This is a genomic window from Aeromonas sp. MR19 (assembly GCF_963899305.1).
In the GTDB taxonomy this organism is placed as follows: Bacteria; Pseudomonadota; Gammaproteobacteria; order Enterobacterales; family Aeromonadaceae; genus Aeromonas; species Aeromonas bestiarum.
In genome coordinates this window covers 694005-713144 of sequence record NZ_CAWQWZ010000011.1, presented here as the reverse complement: position 1 = coordinate 713144, position 19140 = coordinate 694005, and the positions used below count along the sequence as shown (strand labels likewise).

Below are 19140 nucleotides of genomic sequence, written 5' to 3'. Positions count from 1 at the left end.
GATTGCTTGCGAATCCCCCGGGAAATGTGAAGCTCTGCACGTTACGCCCCTCTGCATCCCTTTCTGACTTTTCTCGCCCTGTTTTTTCCGTACGGTATGGACTCCAACGGGCTGACTTTCAGCCTTGGATATCAACAAAAGGAGCCGTTATGGACAAGCACAGACGCAGAGTCACCCTGGGATTGTTGAGTGCCCCCCTGGTCGCCACCCTGGCCGGGTGCAACAGCAGCAACGACAGCGAAGGGAGCCCGGTCGACTTTAGCACCACCCTGACAGACCGGCTGAGCGCCGAATTGCACGACGAGCAGACTGCCCGCCGGCTGGCCCCCTTCATCGAGGAGGCCTGCTTCAACATGACGCCGTCCCGGGTCGTCATCGACAGCGTCAACTGCGTAATAGCCTTTGCCTTTGGCAACCGCCCCAATGCCTCGGGCAACCCGGATGAGCTGGCCGAACCCGGCCCCATGAATGAGGCCCTGGCCGCCTGTTGCGCCGCCCTCTATCGGCAAAAGCCGGTACCCATGTATGTGCAGTGGGAGATAGCCCGCTTCCTCGACTCGGCCCGCTATCCCGATATCCCGGCCCGGGATGTCATCTCCATCGAGCCTTACTGGGATAATGAGGGCAAGCTGATCTACCTCAGCACGGACGGAGTGGTGGAGGCCATCGTCAGGGATTACGCAGGCGGAGATGCCGCCGCCCTCGGCATGGCGGCCGTTATAGGTCACCGCGACCACGTCAAACGCTGCATCATCACCTGCCGTGCCCGCAAGGTGGCGAGCCATGCCCCGGAGGGGATCGAACTGCCCGTCTGGTATGACGAGCAATCCGATCAACCCTGGACCCGCCGCCGCGACCTCTATGTGCTGCAGGATATCTCGGCCCAGCTGATGGGGGTGGCGCAGGCCAACATAGCCCAGGCTTATCCGAACGGGTGAGCCGCGCTGATGGCACAATGCAAGCCGGGTCAGGGGCCCGGCCTGTTTGTCATCAGGACGGGCGAGGCGCCAAGGTATCGGATGGATTGCCTCTGCGGGCTCACACCGGCCTGGATAATATCGGCTTGTGCCCGAATGTGGCGTCATTAGTGCGGCGTAATAGAGACATGCCGGTGCAAGGTGCGCCGGCATGATGTGATCAAGGTATGTTGAAGGTGACGGGGTCAGGGAGTCGGCACCGTACTGGCGCAATCATATTGTTCGCCACTTAATCCCATGATGTGACAGGTTGCGGTCAACACATCATTGGGACGGGCCCATGCAGGATCCCAGCCACCCATAGGTTCATCATGGCGTTTGTCTTTATACAGATCCCACATGATCATGCCGGAGGGGGAATATCTGGCCGTGCGCGTGGCGATATCCGTGAGGAGATCCTTGCTCAGCAGTAAATTGCCTGTCGCCGGTCTGCCAACTTCAAATCCGACCGTGATGGCTGGACTTATCAGCAATTTTTGCGGTTGAATGGCGGCGCTGGCATAACTCGGCGATCCTTTTACCACTGCGTGTCCGGGTCGTATGGTGTCACCGGATTTAAGCCAGCTGAAGAAGGCCCCGTAATAATAATCAACCTGCCCTGCCAGATCGCACGGAATATTGGTGTCGCCCCCACAGTCTGTTTCGCTCAGGTCATATGACATTATGCCAATGGTACTGAGTCGATCGACCAGATCTGGATATTGCAGAGCGGTATTGTAAATCAGGCCATATAAATTACCGCCCCACCAAGCACCACCATAGGTATTGCTGGTATAGGCATTGCTGCCCCAGTTGGCCGACATGTTTGGGATACCGCCGGTTGCGGGGGCCGCCGTGCTCAGTGCCAGCTCGGGGTTGATGGCATCGATGGCCTGGTAGAGGGAGCGCATGATGGCCGCAAACTTGTCGACCGTGTCCGGCATGATCCTGGGATAGGGCTGCTCGGCGGGATTGAGTTGCATGCTGTCGTTGTAGACCCGTACTCCCTTGCCTCTGCTCATCAGGGTAGCCGTGTCCAGGTATTCCACATTGCTGGCCGGCGGCTGCACCGAATCCGGCGTCAGCCGCCAGCTGTAGGCGTTGAGATCCGCGTGCCAGAACTCCTCGTAGTCCAGATCAATGCCTGCCACGCCGAGGTCATTGGCCAGCTGCACCACGTTGCGATACGCCTGATCCGCGGCCTGGCCGGATATCGGGTTGTCGAAGCGGTTGCGGGGGCCCGGGTTGGGGAAGGAGTCGTATTGCTCTCCGGCCGGGCCACAGGCATCCACCTTGCCCGCCGTGACATCGTAGTATTCCGGGATGCAGCTGAAGTTCCAGCCACCGACGGCAATATAGGTCTCGACGCCATGGAGTTTGAAGGTGTTGATAATATCCCTGAGCTGGGAAAAGTCGGCGATGGATTTATTATCTTTTGGCGCCTTATTAACGGTGGCAGTGTCGCAGACATAACCAAATAACCCGGTGCAGGCCAGGTCATTTTGCGTGTAATTGACCAGGCTGGGTTGGACAAATGACAGTACCAGCTTGTTGAAATTGCTCTTTTGACTGGCCACCTGATTACTCAAGGTTTCCAGATTGTCCAGTGATGCATAGTAGCCAGGTGTATTGGCCGGGGCATCCGAGCCACTCAGATAGTAGGCGGTTATTTCTGGTGTTTGTGCCATGGCCGCGCCGGCAAACAGCAGCGGGATCGCGCCGAACAGGGTGTGATGTTTCATATAATATCCTTATTGATCTCTACAAGAGCACAGTAGAGCCGAAAGCAATATCCTTGCTCTCATACAGGGTTATCTTGGATGACATTATCGGTGGTATATTTTATTGGTCTGATGTGACTCCAGTTATGAATAATGAGCCCTGATAATAAGGTGAGATGACTGTTTTTTGCTGAATATAAACTGAATGGCTGTCAAGCTTGTTTTATTAACTTTGTTGTCAGTGTTTCATCATTGTTTTAAATGCAAATAACTGCTCGTGGTTATATATCCAGCCTGCTTGCCAAGGTCTTTGTTGAATTATATTTGGATGTTTGACCATAATCCGACTGGGGTGGCATCAAGAATAAAGAAAGGGAATATGAAAGACGGAGGGTGTCCGCCTTCCATATTCCAGTTTCACGTCGGTCGTTTTACCGCTTCTGCAACTGGGTGACCGTCAGCTTGCCGGCCGGGTTTTCGGCGTGAAAGCGTACCGCATCCCCCACCTTGAGCCCCTTGGTCAGGGCGGGATCGGCCAGCAGGAACACCATTGTCATGGGGGGCATCTTGAGGTTGTCGATGGCCTCGTGTTTGATCCCCACCTTGCCGTTGGCCTCGTCGATACGGCTGATGACCCCCTTGGTCATCACGCTCTCTCCCATCGCCTGCATATCCATCCCCTCCATCTGGGCCATATCGTGCCCCTCGTGGCTCATGGTCATTTCGGCCTGGGCCTGGAGAGAGGCGAGGCCAAGCAGCAATGTCAGGGTCAGCGTCTTGTAATTCATGATGTTTTCCTTCAGTCGTTTATTCAAAATCGGTTGTAAGTTCGGGTTATTCGGCTGCCTGGTGCGCGGTCTTGCCAAGGCCTCGGCTGCGCCACAGGTAGTAGGCGGCGGGCAGCACCAGCAGGGTCAGCACCAGGGCGCTCACCATGCCGCCTATCATGGGGGCGGCGATGCGCTGCATCACCTCCGAGCCGGTGCCCTGGCTCCACATGATGGGCAAGAGACCCGCGATAATGGTCACCACAGTCATCATCTTGGGGCGCAGGCGCAGGGCGGCGCCGTGGATCACGGCCTGGTGCAGGCCCGCCTTGTCCGGTTTGCCCTTGGCTACCAGGTCATCCCAGGCGTGGTTGAGGTAGACCAGCATCAGCACGCCCGTCTCCACCGCCACCCCGGCCAGGGCGATAAAGCCCACTCCCACCGCCACCGAGAGGTTGAAATCCAGCAGCCATATGGTCCAGATCCCGCCCACCACGGCGAGCGGCAGCGTGGTGAGGATGAGCAACACCTCCTGCATGCGGCGAAACGCCAGATAGAGCAGCAGCACGATAATGGCGATGGTTAACGGCACCACGTAGGCGAGGCGCGCCTTGGCCCGCTCCATGTATTCGTACTGACCGGACCAGGTGAGGGCGTAGCCGGCCGGCAGCACCAGCTGCTTGGCCACTTCGGCCTTGGCCTCTGCGACGAAGGTGCCGATGTCGCGACCGCGAATATCCACGTAGACCCAGCCGTTCAGGCGCGCATTTTCACTGCGCAGCATGGGGGCCTCGTCACTGATGTAGACGCGGGCCACGTCCGCCAGCGCGATCCGCTCCCCCTTGGGTGTGATCAGCGGCAGCAGTTCGAGGCTTGCCACTGAATCGCGATAGCTCTGGGGATAGCGCAGGTTGATGGGGTAGCGCTCGCGCCCCTCTATGGTCTGGCCCACGTCCATGCCGCCCACTGCGGTGGCGAGCACCGCCTGCACGTCGGCGATGTTGAGGCCATAACGGGCGGCATTGAGCCGGTCTATATCCACCTTCACATAGCGGCCACCGGCCACCCGTTCGGCGTAGACAGACGCTGCCCCCGCCACCTTGCCGACGATCTGCTCGAGCTGCTGGCCGACTTGCTGGATCACCTTGAGGTCGGGCCCGGCTATCTTGATGCCGACCGGGGTCTTGATGCCGGTAGCCAGCATGTCGATGCGGGTCTTGATGGGAGGCACCCAGGCGTTGGTGAGGCCGGGGAAGCGAATCAGGGAGTCTAGCTCCTCTTTCAGCTTCTCCGGTGTCATGCCGGGGCGCCACTGGTCGCGCGGCTTGAGCTGTATGCTGGTCTCCATCATTACCAGGTCGGCGGGGTCTGTGGCCGAATCGGCGCGGCCCGCCTTGCCGAACACGTTCTGCACCTCGGGCACGGTGCGGATCAGCTTGTCGGTTTGCTGCAATATTTCCCGCGCCTTGCCCACCGAGATGTTGGCCGCCGTGGTGGGCATGTACATTATGTCCCCCTCATCGAGCGGCGGTATGAACTCCGAGCCCAGATACTGGAGTGGCCAGAAGCCCGCCACAGTCACCAGCAGTGCGGCGGCCAGCGTGGTTTTGGGGCGCGCCAGCACGGCCTTGAGCAGCGGGATATAGGCCTGGCTCAAGCCACGGTTGAGGGGGTTGGCCTGTTCGGCCAGCACCTTGCCACGGATGAAATACCCCATGATCACCGGCACCAGCGTGATGGAGAGCCCGGCCGCCGCCGCCATGGCGTAGGTCTTGGTGTAGGCCAGCGGATGGAACATGCGTCCCTCCTGCGCCTCCAGTGCAAACACCGGCAAGAAGCTCATGGTGATGATGAGCAGGGAGAAGAAGATGGCGGGCCCCACTTCGATGCTTGCCTCGGTGATGATGCGCCAGCGGTTCTTGTCCGTTAATGCCTCCCGTTCCATATGCTTGTGCACGTTTTCGATCATCACTATGGCGCCGTCCACCATGGCACCGATGGCGATGGCGATGCCGCCAAGGGACATGATGTTGGCGTTGATCCCCTGCAGGTGCATGACGATAAAGGCGGTCAGGATGGCGATGGGCAAGGTGATGACCACCACCAGAGACGAGCGCAGGTGGAACAGGAAGGCCAGACAGACCAGCACCACTACGGCGAACTCCTCCAGCAGCTTGCCGGAGAGGTTGTCGATGGCGCGCTGGATAAGATCGGATCTGTCGTAGACGGTGACGATCTCCACCCCCTCTGGCAGGCTGCTCTTCAGCTCTGCCAGCCGTGCCTTGACCCCGTCTATGGTGTGCTGGGCATTCTCTCCATAGCGCATGACTATGATGCCGCCCACCACTTCCCCTTCGCCGTTGAGCTCGGCGATACCGCGCCGGCTCTGGGGGCCCGTGACCACATCCGCCACATCGCCGAGCAGCAGGGGAGCGCCCCTGACCTGGGTGCCGAGCGGGATCTGCTTGAGGTCTTCGACGCTCTTCAGATAGCCGTTGGAGCGCACCATGTACTCCGCTTCCGCCATCTCGATGACGGAGGCGCCTGTCTCCTGGTTGCCCTGCTCGATGGCGGTCTGGATGAGGGAGAGGGGGATGCCGTAGGCGCGCAGCTTGTCCGGATCGACCCGCACCTGATACTGGCGCACCATGCCGCCGACGGTGGCGACTTCGGAGACGCCGTTGACGGTCTGCAGCTCGTATTTCAGGAACCAGTTCTGCAACGAGGTGAGCTCGCTGAGATCGTGCTTGCCGCTTCTGTCTACCAGGGCGTACTGATAGACCCAGCCCACCCCGGTGGCATCCGGGCCCAGCTGGGGTTTCGCCTCGGCCGGCAGATTGGGGGCGACCTGGCTCAGATACTCCAGCACCCGGGCGCGGGCCCAGTAGAGATCCGTGTTGTCGTCAAACAGCACGTAGACGAAGGAGTCGCCGAAGAAGGAGTAGCCGCGTACCGTGGTGGAGCCCGGCACCGCCAGCATGGCGGTGGTGAGCGGGTAGGTGACCTGATCCTCCACCACCTGGGGCGCTTGACCCGGGTAGGAGGTCTTGATGATCACCTGCACGTCGGAGAGATCCGGCAGGGCGTCTACCGGGGTCTGTTTGACCGACCAGAGCCCCCAGGCGGTGAGCATGACGGTCAGCAGCAACACCAGAAAGCGGTTGCCCACCGACCAGCGAATGATGGAAGGGATCATTGCTTGGCTCCCATATCATGCTGGCTATGGTCCATGTCTTCCATGTCTTCCATGTCTTCCATGTCCGTCATGTCATCGTTGGCTGGCGCGGCGCTGTTGGCGGGGGCATTCTCGATATGGATGCTGGTGATGCGGTACTCGTCCCCCTGCTGTTCCACCTGCAGATGCAGGGTCTGACCCGATGCGAGCTTGGTCATGTCGACGCCGTCCGCCACGGTGAAATCCATCTCCATGGCGGGCCACTGCCACTCGGGGATAGGCTGGTGGGAGACCGTCAGGGTACGGTTGGCAAGAGTGATCCCCTGTATCTCGCCCTGGGTCCACACCTGGGTGGGACGTACCGCCGTCATGCGCTGGAAGTCCGAGTCGATGGCCGATTCTGAGTCGAGCAGGAACTGGGCCGAGCTGACTATGCTATCACCCGTTTCCACCCCCTCCTCGATGGCGACCTTGTCACCAAACTGGGCGCCCAGGGTGACGGCCACCGACTTGAAGTTGCCATCCCCCAGCGCCAGTACCAGCCGGTTCTGGTTGCCGGTGCGGATCACAGCTTCGCTCGGTACCACCATTTGGGGCTCACCCTTGCCGGTGCGGATGCTCACCTTGGCGAACATGTTGGGTTTCAGGAACTCGTCCGGGTTGTCAAAGCGCAGCCGAACCTTGAGGGTGCGGGTGGCGGCATCCAGGGTCGGATAGAGGTAATCCACCCGACCCTGCCAGCTGCGACCGGGGGCGTAATCCAGGGTCATGGTGACAGGATCTCCCACCTTCAGCTGGGCCGCCTGGCGCTCGAACACCTCGGCGCTCACCCACACCTGCTGCAGGGTGCTGATGTTGAACAGCGCCGCGGCGGGCTCCACGTACTGGCCCTCGCGTACCTTCAGCTCCGACACATAACCGCTGCTGGGGGCATAGATGCTGATGGTGTCACGCACCTGGCGGCTGCGCTTGAGGGCGGCTATCTGGTCCGCCGGTACCTGCAGGGACTTGAGCTTGCCCTCGGCGGCGCGCAGCAGCAGCGGGTTGGCGGTGCCTTTTGTATTGCTTACGCCGAGCGCCAGCAGGTATTCGTGCTGGGCGTTGACCAGATCCGGGGCGTAGAGCTCGTAAATCAGGCTTCCCTTGGTCACCTTCTGCCCCTCGCTCTTGATGGCGAGGGTGCGGATCCAGCCCGCCATGCGGGCGTTGACCGCCTCCAGCCTGTCTTCGTCATAACCGACGTAACCCACGGTCTCGATCTGCTGGTGGATGGGGAGCTTCTCCACCTTGGCGAGCCGCACCCCCAGGTTCTGCTGGATCTCGGGGCTGATGGTGATGGTGCCCGGCGAGCCGCCCTGTTTCTCCTCATAGACGGGGATGAAGTCCATCCCCATGTTGTCCTTGGCGGGGGCATCGCGCTTGTCGCGGGGATCCATGGGGTTGACCCATGCGATCGGCATCTTCTCCTTGGCGCTGGCGCCGTCGGTCGTCTGTTTGGCTACCCAGTAGCCGCCACCGGCCCCGAGGGCGAGCAGCAGGGCAGCGACCAGCAGTTTCTGGCTCATCGCACACCTCCTGTCTGCGGGAGGCGGGTGGCACTTGGTTCGACGCAGTGCTTGGCGCTGTGTCCGGGAATACGGGCAGATGACATCATATGTCTTCTCTTCTGTCAGGCCGCCGGGCTGTCGTGGTGACAAGTGCGCCAGAGTGGCACCTGGCTGTCGTTATCACGACAGCACACACGGGCAGGGCGGCAAACGGGGCGCAGCTGTGTCAGCGCGCACGGCTCCCTGTGGTGACTGGCATGGCCAGTCGTGACAGGGTCAGGCAAGGGCGTGCGCAGGCGACAAGATGAGCCTTGCCGCGAGCACGCGAGAGAAGTGCTTTCTAATGGCGCAACACCGACAGCATCAGATGTCGGCGGGGCCAGGAGGGAGGGTGAGTACCGCGAGATCGCAGGAAGGGATCCCGCAGCCAGTGATCGAACAGATGGCTGGCGACCCCCAGATGGGGCAGCAGCAACAAAGGGAGAACGAGCAGAGTCAGCAGCGCGGCCAGCAGTGGCAGGCCGGCGCCGGTTGGCGAGGTGAGGCCGCCGTGCATCTGGCACTCCCCCTGGCTCATGGCATCGCCCTGAGTGCCATCATCGGGTGTCATTGTGTGGCAGGCGAGCCCCTGCATGGCGGTCGCGCTCATGGTTGCGTCGTCGCTGCCGGTCGCCATGGCGGGGGAGATGATCTCGGCCCCGTGCCAGCTGATGCAGAGGGTGAGATTGCAGACGAGCATGAGCGCCAGCAACAGCCGGGCAATACGCTCAGTGGGCAATCTCGATGACAGCATGGACATGTCCTGATGATGATTGGGGTCACTGTAAACCTTACCTTGAGAGTAAGGTCAAGGTGAGTACAAGCCAATCGGCGTGGTTGTGTGCGTGGATGGGAGGCGCAGATGGAAGCGCAAGGAGGGGGCGACAGATGAGCCGCGTAGGTATAGAAAAGCCCCCGCATCGGCGGGGGCTTGTGTCACTGTTTCTGCTGGGGCGCGGGGGCGCGGGGTCGCTCCGATCGCTTCATGATGAGGCGGAAGAAGAGCGGGATGAAGAAGATGGCGATGAAGGTCGCCGCCAGCATGCCGCCGATGACCGGCCAGCCGAGGGCGTGACGGCTCGCCGCGCCGGCGCCGCTCGAAGTCACCAGCGGCACACAGCCGAGGATGAAGGCGAGCGACGTCATGACGATGGGGCGAAAACGCAGCCGTGCCGCCTCCAGTGCCGACTCGATGAGGCTCATTCCCTCCTCGTGTTTCATCACAGCGAACTCCACGATCAGGATGGCGTTCTTGGCCGCCAGCCCGACGAGCGTCACCAGCCCTATCTGGAAGTAGACGTTGTTGGTGAGCCCGACCAGCCAGGTGGCCAGCAGGGCGCCGAACAGGGCGAACGGCACGGCGGTGATCACCGCAAACGGCAGGCTCCAGCGCTCGTACTGGGCCGCCAGGATGAGGAAGATCATCACTATGCCGAAGCCGAACGCGGTGCCCGCACTGCCGGCGGCCGCCTTCTCCTGATAGGCGGAGCCGGTCCACTCCAGCTTGGCGTCGTTGCCGAGGGACTCGTCGGCCACGGCTTCCAGCGCCGCTATGGCCTGGCCCGAGCTGTAGCTCGGCGCCGGCTGCGCCATGATCTTGGCCGCCTGGAAGATGTTGAAGCGCTCCACCAGTTCGGGGCCTGTGGCATCACGCACCGTCACCAGGCTGCTGAGCGGTATCATCTCCCCCTTGTCGGAGCGTACATAGACGTTGCGGATGTCGCTCTTCTTGGCGCGGTAGTCCGCCTCTGACTGCAACTGCACCCGGTAGGTACGACCGAACTGGTTGAAGTCGTTGACATAGACCTGACCGAAGGTGGCCTGCATGGTGTCGAACACCGCATTGATGGGCAGCCCCAGCGCCTTGGCCTTCTCGCGATCCAGATCCAGGTAGACCTGGGGCACGTTGGCGCGATAGGTGGAGGTGACGCTGGCGAACTCGGGACGCTCTTTGGCCGCCTCAAGGAAGCGCTGCACCTCGGCCGAGAAGGCCTGGGCATTGCCGGTGCTGCGGTTTTGCAGATAGGCCTCCAGCCCGCCTGTGGTGGACATGCCGGTGATGGGGGGCGGGTTGAAGGAAGCGACGAAGCCATCCGCCAGCCCCATCAGGCTCATGCCCTGGAAGGTTTTGGCCAGGGAGAAGGAGTCCTGCCCCGCGCCCTGGCGCTCGCTCCAGTCCTTGAGGGTGATGAAGCTGATGCCGCTGTTGCTGATGATGGCGTTGGAGAGGATGTCAAAGCCCGAGAAGGTGATGACGTCCTTGACGTTGGGGTTGGCCATCGCCATCCGGTCGAAGTCGTTCGCCACCGCCTGGGTGCGGGTGAGGGAGGCTGCATCCGGCAGCATGACGGCGGAGAGCAGGTAGCCCTGATCTTCGTTCGGTACCAGCTCACCGGGCACCTTCAGCAGCAAGCCGTAGATGGAGACCAGGATGAAGGCGATGATGGTGAACGCCACCCCGACCCGACGGTTGAGGAAGGCGACCCCGCGCACGTAGCGACGGGTCAGGCCATCGAAGGCGTTGTTGAACCAGACGAAGAAGCGGGCCGGTTTGTGGTGCCCCTCTTTCAGCAGCACGGCGCACAGGGCCGGTGACAGGGTCAGCGCCACCAGGCCTGAGATGGCCACCGACACGGCGACCGTGATGGCGAACTGCTTGTACATGACCCCCGTCATGCCGCCCATGAAGGCGACCGGCAGGAAGACGGCGCACAGCACCAGCACGATGGCGATGACGGGGCCCGATACCTCCTGCATGGCGAGGATGGCGGCCTTCTTGGGCGAGCACTTCTTCTCCTGCATGATCCGCTCGACGTTCTCCAGCACTACGATGGCGTCATCCACCACGATACCGATGGCGAGCACCATGCCGAACAGGGTCAGCAGGTTGATGGAGAAGCCCAGCACCAGCATGCCGGCGAAGGTGCCGATCAGCGATACCGGCACAGCGATGCAGGGGATCAGGGTGGCACGGAAGTTCTGCAGGAAGAGGTAGACCACCACGAATACCAGCAGGATCGCCTCGAACAGGGTGTGTACCACCTCCTCGATGGAGATCTTCACGAACTCTGTGGTGTCGTAGGGGATCTGGTACTCGATGTCCTGGGGGAAGCGCTCCTTGAGGCGCAGCATGGTGGCATGCACCTGATCGGCCACCGCCACGGCGTTGGCGCCCGGTTGCAGGTAGGTGGCGATGCCGATGGCGGGTTTGCCGTTGGCCTTGGCCAGCAGGTCGTAGTCCTTGCCGCCGAGCTCGACCCGGGCCACGTCCTTGACCCGGATTTTCGAGCCGTCCGGCATGGAGCGGATGATGATGTTCTGGAACTCTTTCACATCCTCGAGGCGCCCCTTGGTCTGCACCGTGTAGGTGAAGTCGATGGGGGCCGTGGTGGGCTGGGCGCCTATCTTGCCGGCCGCGAACTGGGTGTTCTGCTCGCGGATGGCGCCGATCACGTCGCTCGGGGTGAGTTCGAGCTGGGCCAGCCGGTCCGGCCGCAGCCAGATGCGCATGGCGTAGTCGGTGCCGCCGAACAGAGTGGTATCACCGACCCCGGGAATCCGCTTGAGCTCATCTATGATGTTGAGCAGGGCGTAGTTCGACAGATAGGTGGTGTCAAAGGTGCCGCCCGGGGATTGCAGGGTCACTACCTGCAGGATCGAGGTCGATTTCTTCTTGACCGTCACCCCCTGCTTTTTGACCTCTTCCGGCAGCTGGGCCATGGCGGCCGAGACCCGGTTGTTGACGTTGATGGTGGCCTGATCCGGATCGGTACCGATCTCGAAATAGATGTTGAGGTTCATCTGGCCGTTGGAGGCCGAACCGGATTGCATGTAGAGCATCCGCTCCACGCCGTTGATCTGCTGCTCCAGTGGCGCGGCCACCGTCTGGGAGATCACCTCGGGGGTGGCGCCCGGGTAGAAGGCAGTCACCGACACCACGGGCGGCGTTATCTGCGGATACTGCTCTATGGGCAGGGATCGCATCGCCGCCAATCCAGCCAGCACTATGATGATGGAGATCACGCTGGCGAAGATGGGGCGTTCGATGAAGAACTTGGAAAACATACGAACTCCTTACTTGGCCGCGGCCTGGCTGACCATATTGGCGCTGATGGCCTTCATCTCGGCGGCCGAAACCGGCTTGACCACGGAACCGGGACGGGCCTTCATCAACCCCTCGACTATGTAGCGTTCGCCGGGCGCGAGCCCGCTGTCGATCAGCACGCCGCTGTCGACCACGGAACCCAGCTTGACCGGCCTTGGCACCACCTTGTTGTCGGCATCCACCACCATCACCATGCGGTCGGCCTGGGACTGGACTATGGCGCGCGGCGGTACCAGGATGGCGTTCTTGCGAAGCCCCAGATCGATGGTCATGCGCACGAACTGGCCGGGCAGCAGGGCGCCCTTCTTGTTGTCGAAGATGGCACGGGCACGTATGGTGCCGGTCTGGGGATCGACCCGGCTGTCGGAGAAGTTGAGCTTGCCCGCCTCTGGATAGACGGAGCCGTCAGCCAGCCGGATGTGGGTGCGCCAGTTGGTGGCATCCCTGGCCTCAATCAATCCCTTTTTCACCGAGTTCTCGAAGTTGAGACGATCCTGCTCCGAGTAGGAGAAGTTGACGTAGAGCGGGTCGAACTGGGTGATGGTGGTGAGCAGGCCATTTTCGCCGCTGGTGGAGATGAGGCTGCCTTCGGACTGGGAGCTCTTGCTCGCCATGCCGTTGATGGGGGCCGTGACCTGGGTGTAGCTGAGGTTGAGATCCGCCTCCTTCACCTTGGCCTGGGCCGCCTGATGGCTGGCGATGGCGGCCTCGTAGTTGGCTATGGTGTCGTCATAGTCCTTGCGACTCACCACCTGGCGTTTGAACAGGGGGATGATGCGATCCCGATCGGCGCGGGCCTTGTTGAGACGGGCCTGCTCCTGGGCAAGTGTGCCTCTGGATTGCTCCAGCGCCACCTTGTAGGGCTCGGGGTCGATCAGGAACAGCTCCTGGCCGGCGCTGACCGGCTGGCCTTCCACATAGGTGCGTTTGAGCAGTATGCCGCTCACCCGGGAGCGGACATCGATCTCGCGAAAACCGGCGGTTTCACCCACCATCTCGGCGGTCAGGGGCACATCGGTCAGCTTGACCTCGGCCACCACCACGGGCACGGGAGGCAGTGCCTGGGCACCGGCGGTCGGCTCGTCGCCACAGGCGGTCAACAGGCTGGCCAGTGCCAGGGCAATACCACAACGCTTGAACCTATCTTCCCTGACGTTTTGCACCTTCATCATCACACTCCTGTTGGATGGATCGCGATCGCCGTGCACACCTTTCTTCTGAACTGACATCATCAACAGCATGGTTACAAATTCAACTCATTGGATTACTGACAATTTTTCATGATAGAGCACGAATATTGAACCCAAGCTGCTCGGGGATGGAAGTTATCAGTGCCAATGGCGGCAGAGAGGCGAGCCAGCGACAACTTGTGTCCCGGTGACGGACGCACTCACTATAAGCGTTGTGCGCGGCACGGGTGGTCTGGTGGGCATTATAAGAAGGAAAAGGGCGGGGAAGTGGGGGCCGGGTCACAGTGGGGGCGTCAAACGTCCCCACTGTGTGTCGTCATCAGGCGAAGCAGGCCCAGATGGGGGCGTGGTCCGAGGGTTTCTCGATGCCGCGCAGTTCGTAGTCGATGCCGGTCTCGGTCACAGCGTCCTTGAGGGCGTTGGAGGCCATGATGAGGTCGATGCGCAGGCCGCGATTCTCGTCAAAGCCCTTGGAGCGGTAATCAAACCAGGAGAAACGCTCGCACTCCGTGGGGTTGGCGGCGCGGAAGGTGTCGGTCAGGCCGAACCCTTTCAGCCGTTCCATCCATTCCCGCTCTATGGGCAGGAAGGAGCATTTGCCATCCCGCAGCCAGCGCTTGCGGTTCGCCTCGCCGATACCGATGTCGAGATCTGTGGGGGAGATGTTCACGTCGCCGATCAGCACCAGTTGATCGTCCGGGGTGTGATGGGTCTCCAGATAGTGCTGCAGATCCTCGTAGAACTTCTGCTTGGCCGGGAACTTGGTCTCGTGGTCCTGGCTCTCGCCCTGGGGGAAGTAGCCGTTCATCACCTTGATGAGGGAGCCATCTTCGCGCTTGAAGGTGGCCATGATCATGCGGCGCTGGGCATCTTCCGGATCCGTGGGGAAGCCTTTTTGCACCTCGACCGGTTTCTGCTTGCTCATGATGGCCACCCCGTAGTGGGCTTTCTGGCCGTGGAACTCCACGTGATACCCCATGGCCTCCACATCCGCCAGCGGGAAGGCCTCGTCGTGCACCTTGATCTCCTGCAGGCCGATCACATCCGGCTGGTGTTTGTCGATGATGGCTTGCAGCTGATGAAGACGGGCGCGCAGGCCATTGATATTGAAAGAGATGATCTTCATGTCCGGGATGCTCATGTCATTTTTATAAGTCGCTATTGGACTAGGAATCCGCCCTGGATGCAAGTTCAGGTGCCGGGCTATCGGTAACCTGTTCACGATCTGTCGCGAGAGGCTGTCAGCAAGGTGAAGCGCAGCGCAGGAACCGGAATGTATATGGATACATGAGGATTCCGAGCAGCACATGAGCCTTGATCACGGCCTCGCAGCAAGATCGTGGATAGGTTTTTAGCGAGTCATCTTCTTGACAAACACCACCACAAACAGCGCCAGCGTGAAGCTGCCGGTGAAGGCCTCGAAGGCGGCGAAGAGCCGTGACAGGCCTATGGGGGTGAAGTCCCCGTAACCCAGGGTGGTGAAGGTCACCACGCTGTAATAGAGGCACTCGAGCAGGAAGATGGCGTTCTGCTCCAGGGGGGCGTCTGGCCGGTAGATGAGGTGGTTGCCGTTGAAGCTCAGGCCAAAGAAGAAGTAGAAGATGCTGCAGATGAAGATGAGCAGCAGGGAGAAGAGCACCACCCGCATGGGCGCCTCGCCGTAGCCGCAGAAGAGATCGACGATCCAGGAGGTGAAACGCTGGGTCGACCAGAGCGGCAGCTGCAGCCGGCGCATGGTGAGCTCCTGCTGTATGTAGCGGCCGGACATGGTGAAGATGCCTTGGGCCTCCGAGGCCTTGCGCAGATCCCGGTAGGTCTCCTCGGCCTCCTTCAGCCAGATGCGGGCCTGCACGGGATCGCGCTCCTTGCGGCCGCGACGCTCCTGCATCAGCCGTTTGCCGGTATTGAGGTTGTCGAGGCGGGTGTTGTGCCAGCGAATGCCGAGCAGGTTGACGTCGTCGAGCTCGGCGCAGTGCAGGTTGGCTTCGCTGAGATCCGCTTTCATCAGGCTGCCGCCCTTGATGCGGATGCCGTAGAGGTGAGCTCCCTGCAGGTTGGCGCGATAGAAGTTGCACTGTTCCAGCAAGAAGCCCTGCGGGGCCCCCTTCTTCACCAGGTTGAGGCCGGCCAGGTTGGCGCGGGCCAGTTGCAGGCCGTGGCACAGACCCCCTTGCTGGATGTAGTGCTCCAGCTCGCGAGCGGTATGGGGACTCTGATGATCGGCGTGGGGATCGTGCCAGCGGCACAGTTCGTGCTCCTCCGCCTCCTCGCTGCAGTGGCGCCCGTCCGCCACCAGATATCGACACATGGCCATCGTCTGTTTCCTCCCCTCGCCGAGTCTGTATCAGCATAGGCGAGCGGGCCGTGGCCGGGGTCAACTGAGCTGGGTAAACTCCTGACGCAGTTTGCGAAAACGATCCTGCTGTGCCGGGTTCAAGGGGATGCCGTCCAGCACCTCCAGGGTCTCCTTGCACTCGGCGCCAAACTCCGGGCTCTTGCGGTTCTTCTGCATCAGTTGCAGCAGCACCTGGATCTTGTTGAGGGCGGCACCTGTATTGGCGGGGGCCCGGCGCAGCGCCTCGCGAAAGTGGCCCAGGGCCTGCTCCAGTTCGCCGCTCTGGTAGGCCTTGATGCCCAGTTCGTTGAGCTGCTGGTAACGCTGGCGGCGTTCGAGCACCGTCTTGTCGTCGCGAGTGGCCTGGATGCAGGTGGTGAGCAGCCTGTCTTCATCCTCCGCCAGCAGTGCCTGCAGCGTCTCGGCATATTCGAATTCGCCGAGCTGGTAGAGGGCGAGTATGGTCTCGCCCAGCAGGCTGGGGGGCATGGTACCCGGCTGATCGAGCCAGTTCTGGTTGGCGCGATAGAGCATCTTCTTGCCCTTGAGCAGCTCGCCCAGGGCGATCTGCACCCTGGCCTGGCAGATCTGCTCGAACACCGGGTAGTTGAACTCCGACATCATCAGCGAATCGCGAATGCGCGAGAGGGCCGAATTCACCTGCTTTTGCAGGTTGGCTATGTGGTAGATGTCGTTGCTGTTGAGGGCGTACAGGGTCAGCGCCTGGATATAGGCCCCCAGATAGTGGGGGGTGCGATGGATGGAGTTGCGCGACAAGTCGATGAGCGACAGCAGCACGTCCTTGGCCTGGGCGTAGTCGTGGCGCAGCAGGCACACCTCCGCCAGCCGGCGGGAGAGCTGTACCGACTGGGGGGAGATGTCCACCGCCCGTCTGAGCTCCTGCTGGGCCTGCTCGTCATTGCCGAGTGCCAGCTGGGATTCCGCCAGCCAGAGGTGGGCCTCCACCATCAGCGGGGTATTCTTGAGGGTCGCCTGCAGGTGGCTCACCGCCTCCTCATTAAGTCCGAGCGTATGGCACGCCTTGCCCAGGGTCAGTCGGGCCCAGCTGTTCTCCTGGCCGGCCAGCAGCTGGCGCATCAGGCTGCGCGCCTCCTTGGCCTGCCCCAGCTTGAGCTGGGTATCGGCCTGCAGGCAGCGGCAGAAGTTGGCAAAGCGCGGCACCGCATCGGCCCGTTCGGCGCAGGCGGCCAGCAGGGTGGGCAGATCGTCCTGGGCGAGGGCGATGAAGACGCTCTCCAGCGCCAGGCGACGGGCGAGGGCGCGTTTGAGACGAAACGAGAACTGCTCCTGGGAGAAGGGCTTCATCAGGTATTCGTCGGGCTCGGCCTCCAGCGCGCTCAACACCATGGCGCGGGAGCTGTCGCCGCTCACCATGATCACCACGCTCTGGGGGGGAATGAGCTTCTGATCCCGCAGGCTCTCCAGCAACTGGCGGCCGTTCTCGCCGACCCCCAGTTCGTAATCGAGCAGGTAGATGTCAAAGGTCTCTTTCTGACAGCGACGTCTGGCCTCCTCGGCCGAATTGACATAGGTGATGCGACTGATGCCGATGTTGATCAGCATCGCCTTCATCATCACCTGAAAGGATCGCTGTTCGTTGACCAGCAGAATGCGCTTGGGCTTGGGCGGGGCTTTTTTTTCTGGCTCGGGTTCCGGTGTCTGCATCTGTCTGGGTCAGGGCGCTACGGGCGGATAACAGAAGTGTGCCACCAAAGCGCGCAGACAGGCAATTGAACATGGGGTGGCGCCGCGGTTTTTCCGCGAAGTTCCGCCGTTCATTATTTCTTCTGGACCAGAGAGGGGGGTGAACCGGGGGGGATGACGGGCGGCGGATCCCTGTTCGGTCTTGACGATGAGGTCGCCTGCCGGTCCTCTCAGAGAGCATCCCTTTGGGCGGCTTTTTTCATGGTAGGGCTTGTGTCGATAGGTGCCTTTTGATACCACTGAATGCTTTCCCCTGCGAATATGCTGTCATTGCGTGACAAGGAGTTCCCATGCGCCTACCTCCCTTTCCTCCGCTAGTCTGGATCGTGATCCTGGGCACCTTCATGGTGCGCACCAGCTTCTTCATGGTTTGGCCCTTCCTCTCTATTCTGCTCTACCGGGAGTATGGCCTGTCGGCGTCCGGCATCGGGATGCTGCTGGGCGGTGCGGCTGTGCTCTCCTGCCTCATTGGTTTCTATGTTGGCTGGCTCTCCGACAGGCTCGGCAGGCGCACCATACTGTTGCTCGGCTGCGCCCTGTCGTGCGGCGCCTACCTGCTGCTTGGGTTTGGTCACTCCCTCTGGCTCATTGCCCTCGGGGTATTCGGCTCCGGCCTCTCTTATGCCTTCATCGACACCCCGGGCAAGGCGCTGATGGGGGATCTGCTGCCTGAGAAGGCGCAGCGGGAGCTGGCTCAGCACTTGCGTTACTTCCTGCTCAATGTGGGGGCGGGAGTGGGGCCCCTCATCGGCGTGATGGTAGGGCTAGGCGCGCGCCAGGAGACCTTCGTGGTGACGGCCGTCAGCTATGGTCTGCTCGGCATCGCCTTCCTGCTCGGCTTTCGCCGCGAGTGCGTCGGCCGGCCGGATGCGGGCCTCACGCTGGGGGCCATGCTCAAGGTGGTGGGACGGGATCGGGCCTTCATGCTATTTATCCTCGCCAATCTGCTGATGATGCTGGTCTACGCCCAGGTGGAGTCGCCGCTGATCCAGTACCTGACCCGCGCCGGTGCCCCTGAGGTAGAAACCCTGGTGGCCCTGCTGGTGGCTACCAATGCAGTGACCATCATCACCCTGCAATTTCCGTTGCTGCACCTGACCCGGCGCTGGCGGGTGAGCCTGCGGTTGCAGTTCTCCATTCTGCTGATGGCGGCCGCCCAGGTGCTGTTCGCCATGTCTAGTCCGGCCCTGCTGTGGCCCTGGCTGGTGGCGGTGTTCGTGCTGAGCGTGGGGGAGGCGGTGCTGTTCCCGCTCTTCAACGTGCTCATCGACGAGATGGCGCCGGCCCACCTCAAGGGGAGCTACTTTGGCGCAAGTGCCCTGGCCGGGCTCGGTTGGGCGCTCTCGCCTCTGGTGGGGGGCTGGCTCTTGCAGGTGTGGGGCGGCCCGGCCCTGTTCGCCGTGATGACCGCGATGTGCGTGCTGGTGTTTGCCCTCTACGGGGCGGGCAGCCGGGTGGCACGTCCGTCGGCCGAGCCGGCCGGCTGCGGGGATTAGCATGGAAGCACCTTGTTGGCGGTCACTGGCTTGATGTCGCCGAGAATACATGCCAGTACCAGGCCGAGCTGCCCAAACAGACGG

General features: G+C 61.7%; 12 protein-coding genes. 2 read left to right on the top strand and 10 right to left on the bottom strand.

Going from position 1 to position 19140, the window contains the following annotated elements:
* Positions 1-149 precede the first annotated feature (149 nt).
* Positions 150-938 (top strand): hypothetical protein, encoded by a 789-nt coding sequence (locus tag AACQ95_RS08980; RefSeq protein ID WP_241278379.1) that lies wholly within the window; start codon positions 150-152, stop codon positions 936-938.
* 224 nt (positions 939-1162) lie between these two features.
* On the opposite strand, the gene AACQ95_RS08975 is transcribed toward AACQ95_RS08980, so the two are convergent.
* From AACQ95_RS08975 to AACQ95_RS08930, 10 genes are all read right to left on the bottom strand, one after another.
* A complete protein-coding gene (locus AACQ95_RS08975; protein ID WP_241278378.1) occupies positions 1163-2698 on the bottom strand; it encodes a glycosyl hydrolase family 18 protein in 1536 nt (511 codons plus the stop codon).
* 410 nt (positions 2699-3108) lie between these two features.
* The gene (locus AACQ95_RS08970) at positions 3109-3465 is read right to left on the bottom strand and encodes a copper-binding protein (protein ID WP_241278377.1); all 357 of its coding nucleotides are present in this window, start codon (positions 3463-3465) and stop codon (positions 3109-3111) included.
* A gap of 46 nt (positions 3466-3511) precedes the next feature.
* Positions 3512-6640: an efflux RND transporter permease subunit gene (locus AACQ95_RS08965; protein WP_241278376.1), complete on the bottom strand. Its 3129-nt coding sequence runs from the start codon at positions 6638-6640 to the stop codon at positions 3512-3514.
* On the bottom strand, positions 6637-8184 hold the full coding sequence (locus AACQ95_RS08960; RefSeq protein WP_241278375.1) for an efflux RND transporter periplasmic adaptor subunit: 1548 nt from the start codon (positions 8182-8184) through the stop codon (positions 6637-6639). The genes AACQ95_RS08965 and AACQ95_RS08960 overlap by 4 nt, the downstream gene beginning before the upstream one ends.
* A 322-nt stretch (positions 8185-8506) precedes the next feature.
* A complete protein-coding gene (locus tag AACQ95_RS08955; RefSeq protein ID WP_241278374.1) occupies positions 8507-8959 on the bottom strand; it encodes a hypothetical protein in 453 nt (150 codons plus the stop codon).
* Between the two features lie 182 nt (positions 8960-9141).
* Positions 9142-12270, bottom strand: coding sequence for an efflux RND transporter permease subunit (locus AACQ95_RS08950; protein ID WP_241278373.1), 3129 nt, complete (start codon positions 12268-12270; stop codon positions 9142-9144).
* Between the two features lie 9 nt (positions 12271-12279).
* Positions 12280-13479, bottom strand: coding sequence for an efflux RND transporter periplasmic adaptor subunit (locus AACQ95_RS08945; RefSeq protein WP_103471133.1), 1200 nt, complete (start codon positions 13477-13479; stop codon positions 12280-12282).
* Between the two features lie 340 nt (positions 13480-13819).
* Positions 13820-14626: an exodeoxyribonuclease III gene (gene xthA, locus AACQ95_RS08940; RefSeq protein ID WP_042871215.1), complete on the bottom strand. Its 807-nt coding sequence runs from the start codon at positions 14624-14626 to the stop codon at positions 13820-13822.
* A gap of 225 nt (positions 14627-14851) precedes the next feature.
* Positions 14852-15814 (bottom strand): ion channel, encoded by a 963-nt coding sequence (locus tag AACQ95_RS08935; protein WP_043134271.1) that lies wholly within the window; start codon positions 15812-15814, stop codon positions 14852-14854.
* A gap of 60 nt (positions 15815-15874) precedes the next feature.
* On the bottom strand, positions 15875-17521 hold the full coding sequence (locus tag AACQ95_RS08930; RefSeq protein ID WP_043134270.1) for a tetratricopeptide repeat-containing response regulator: 1647 nt from the start codon (positions 17519-17521) through the stop codon (positions 15875-15877).
* A 329-nt stretch (positions 17522-17850) separates the two neighbouring features.
* Between AACQ95_RS08930 and AACQ95_RS08925 the strand changes: the two genes are divergently transcribed.
* Positions 17851-19056, top strand: coding sequence for an MDR family MFS transporter (locus AACQ95_RS08925; protein ID WP_241278372.1), 1206 nt, complete (start codon positions 17851-17853; stop codon positions 19054-19056).
* The last annotated feature ends 84 nt before the right edge of the window (positions 19057-19140 follow it).

Excerpts from the sequence above, each read along its gene's own strand:
- AACQ95_RS08980 (WP_241278379.1), top strand. The coding sequence starts at position 150 with ATGGACAAGCACAGACGCAGAGTCACCCTGGGATTGTTGAGTGCCCCC.
- AACQ95_RS08975 (WP_241278378.1), bottom strand. The coding sequence starts at position 2,698 with ATGAAACATCACACCCTGTTCGGCGCGATCCCGCTGCTGTTTGCCGGC.
- AACQ95_RS08970 (WP_241278377.1), bottom strand. The coding sequence starts at position 3,465 with ATGAATTACAAGACGCTGACCCTGACATTGCTGCTTGGCCTCGCCTCT.
- AACQ95_RS08965 (WP_241278376.1), bottom strand. The coding sequence starts at position 6,640 with ATGATCCCTTCCATCATTCGCTGGTCGGTGGGCAACCGCTTTCTGGTG.
- AACQ95_RS08960 (WP_241278375.1), bottom strand. The coding sequence starts at position 8,184 with ATGAGCCAGAAACTGCTGGTCGCTGCCCTGCTGCTCGCCCTCGGGGCC.
- AACQ95_RS08955 (WP_241278374.1), bottom strand. The coding sequence starts at position 8,959 with ATGCTGTCATCGAGATTGCCCACTGAGCGTATTGCCCGGCTGTTGCTG.
- AACQ95_RS08950 (WP_241278373.1), bottom strand. The coding sequence starts at position 12,270 with ATGTTTTCCAAGTTCTTCATCGAACGCCCCATCTTCGCCAGCGTGATC.
- AACQ95_RS08945 (WP_103471133.1), bottom strand. The coding sequence starts at position 13,479 with ATGAAGGTGCAAAACGTCAGGGAAGATAGGTTCAAGCGTTGTGGTATT.
- xthA (WP_042871215.1), bottom strand. The coding sequence starts at position 14,626 with ATGAAGATCATCTCTTTCAATATCAATGGCCTGCGCGCCCGTCTTCAT.
- AACQ95_RS08935 (WP_043134271.1), bottom strand. The coding sequence starts at position 15,814 with ATGGCCATGTGTCGATATCTGGTGGCGGACGGGCGCCACTGCAGCGAG.
- AACQ95_RS08930 (WP_043134270.1), bottom strand. The coding sequence starts at position 17,521 with ATGCAGACACCGGAACCCGAGCCAGAAAAAAAAGCCCCGCCCAAGCCC.
- AACQ95_RS08925 (WP_241278372.1), top strand. The coding sequence starts at position 17,851 with ATGCGCCTACCTCCCTTTCCTCCGCTAGTCTGGATCGTGATCCTGGGC.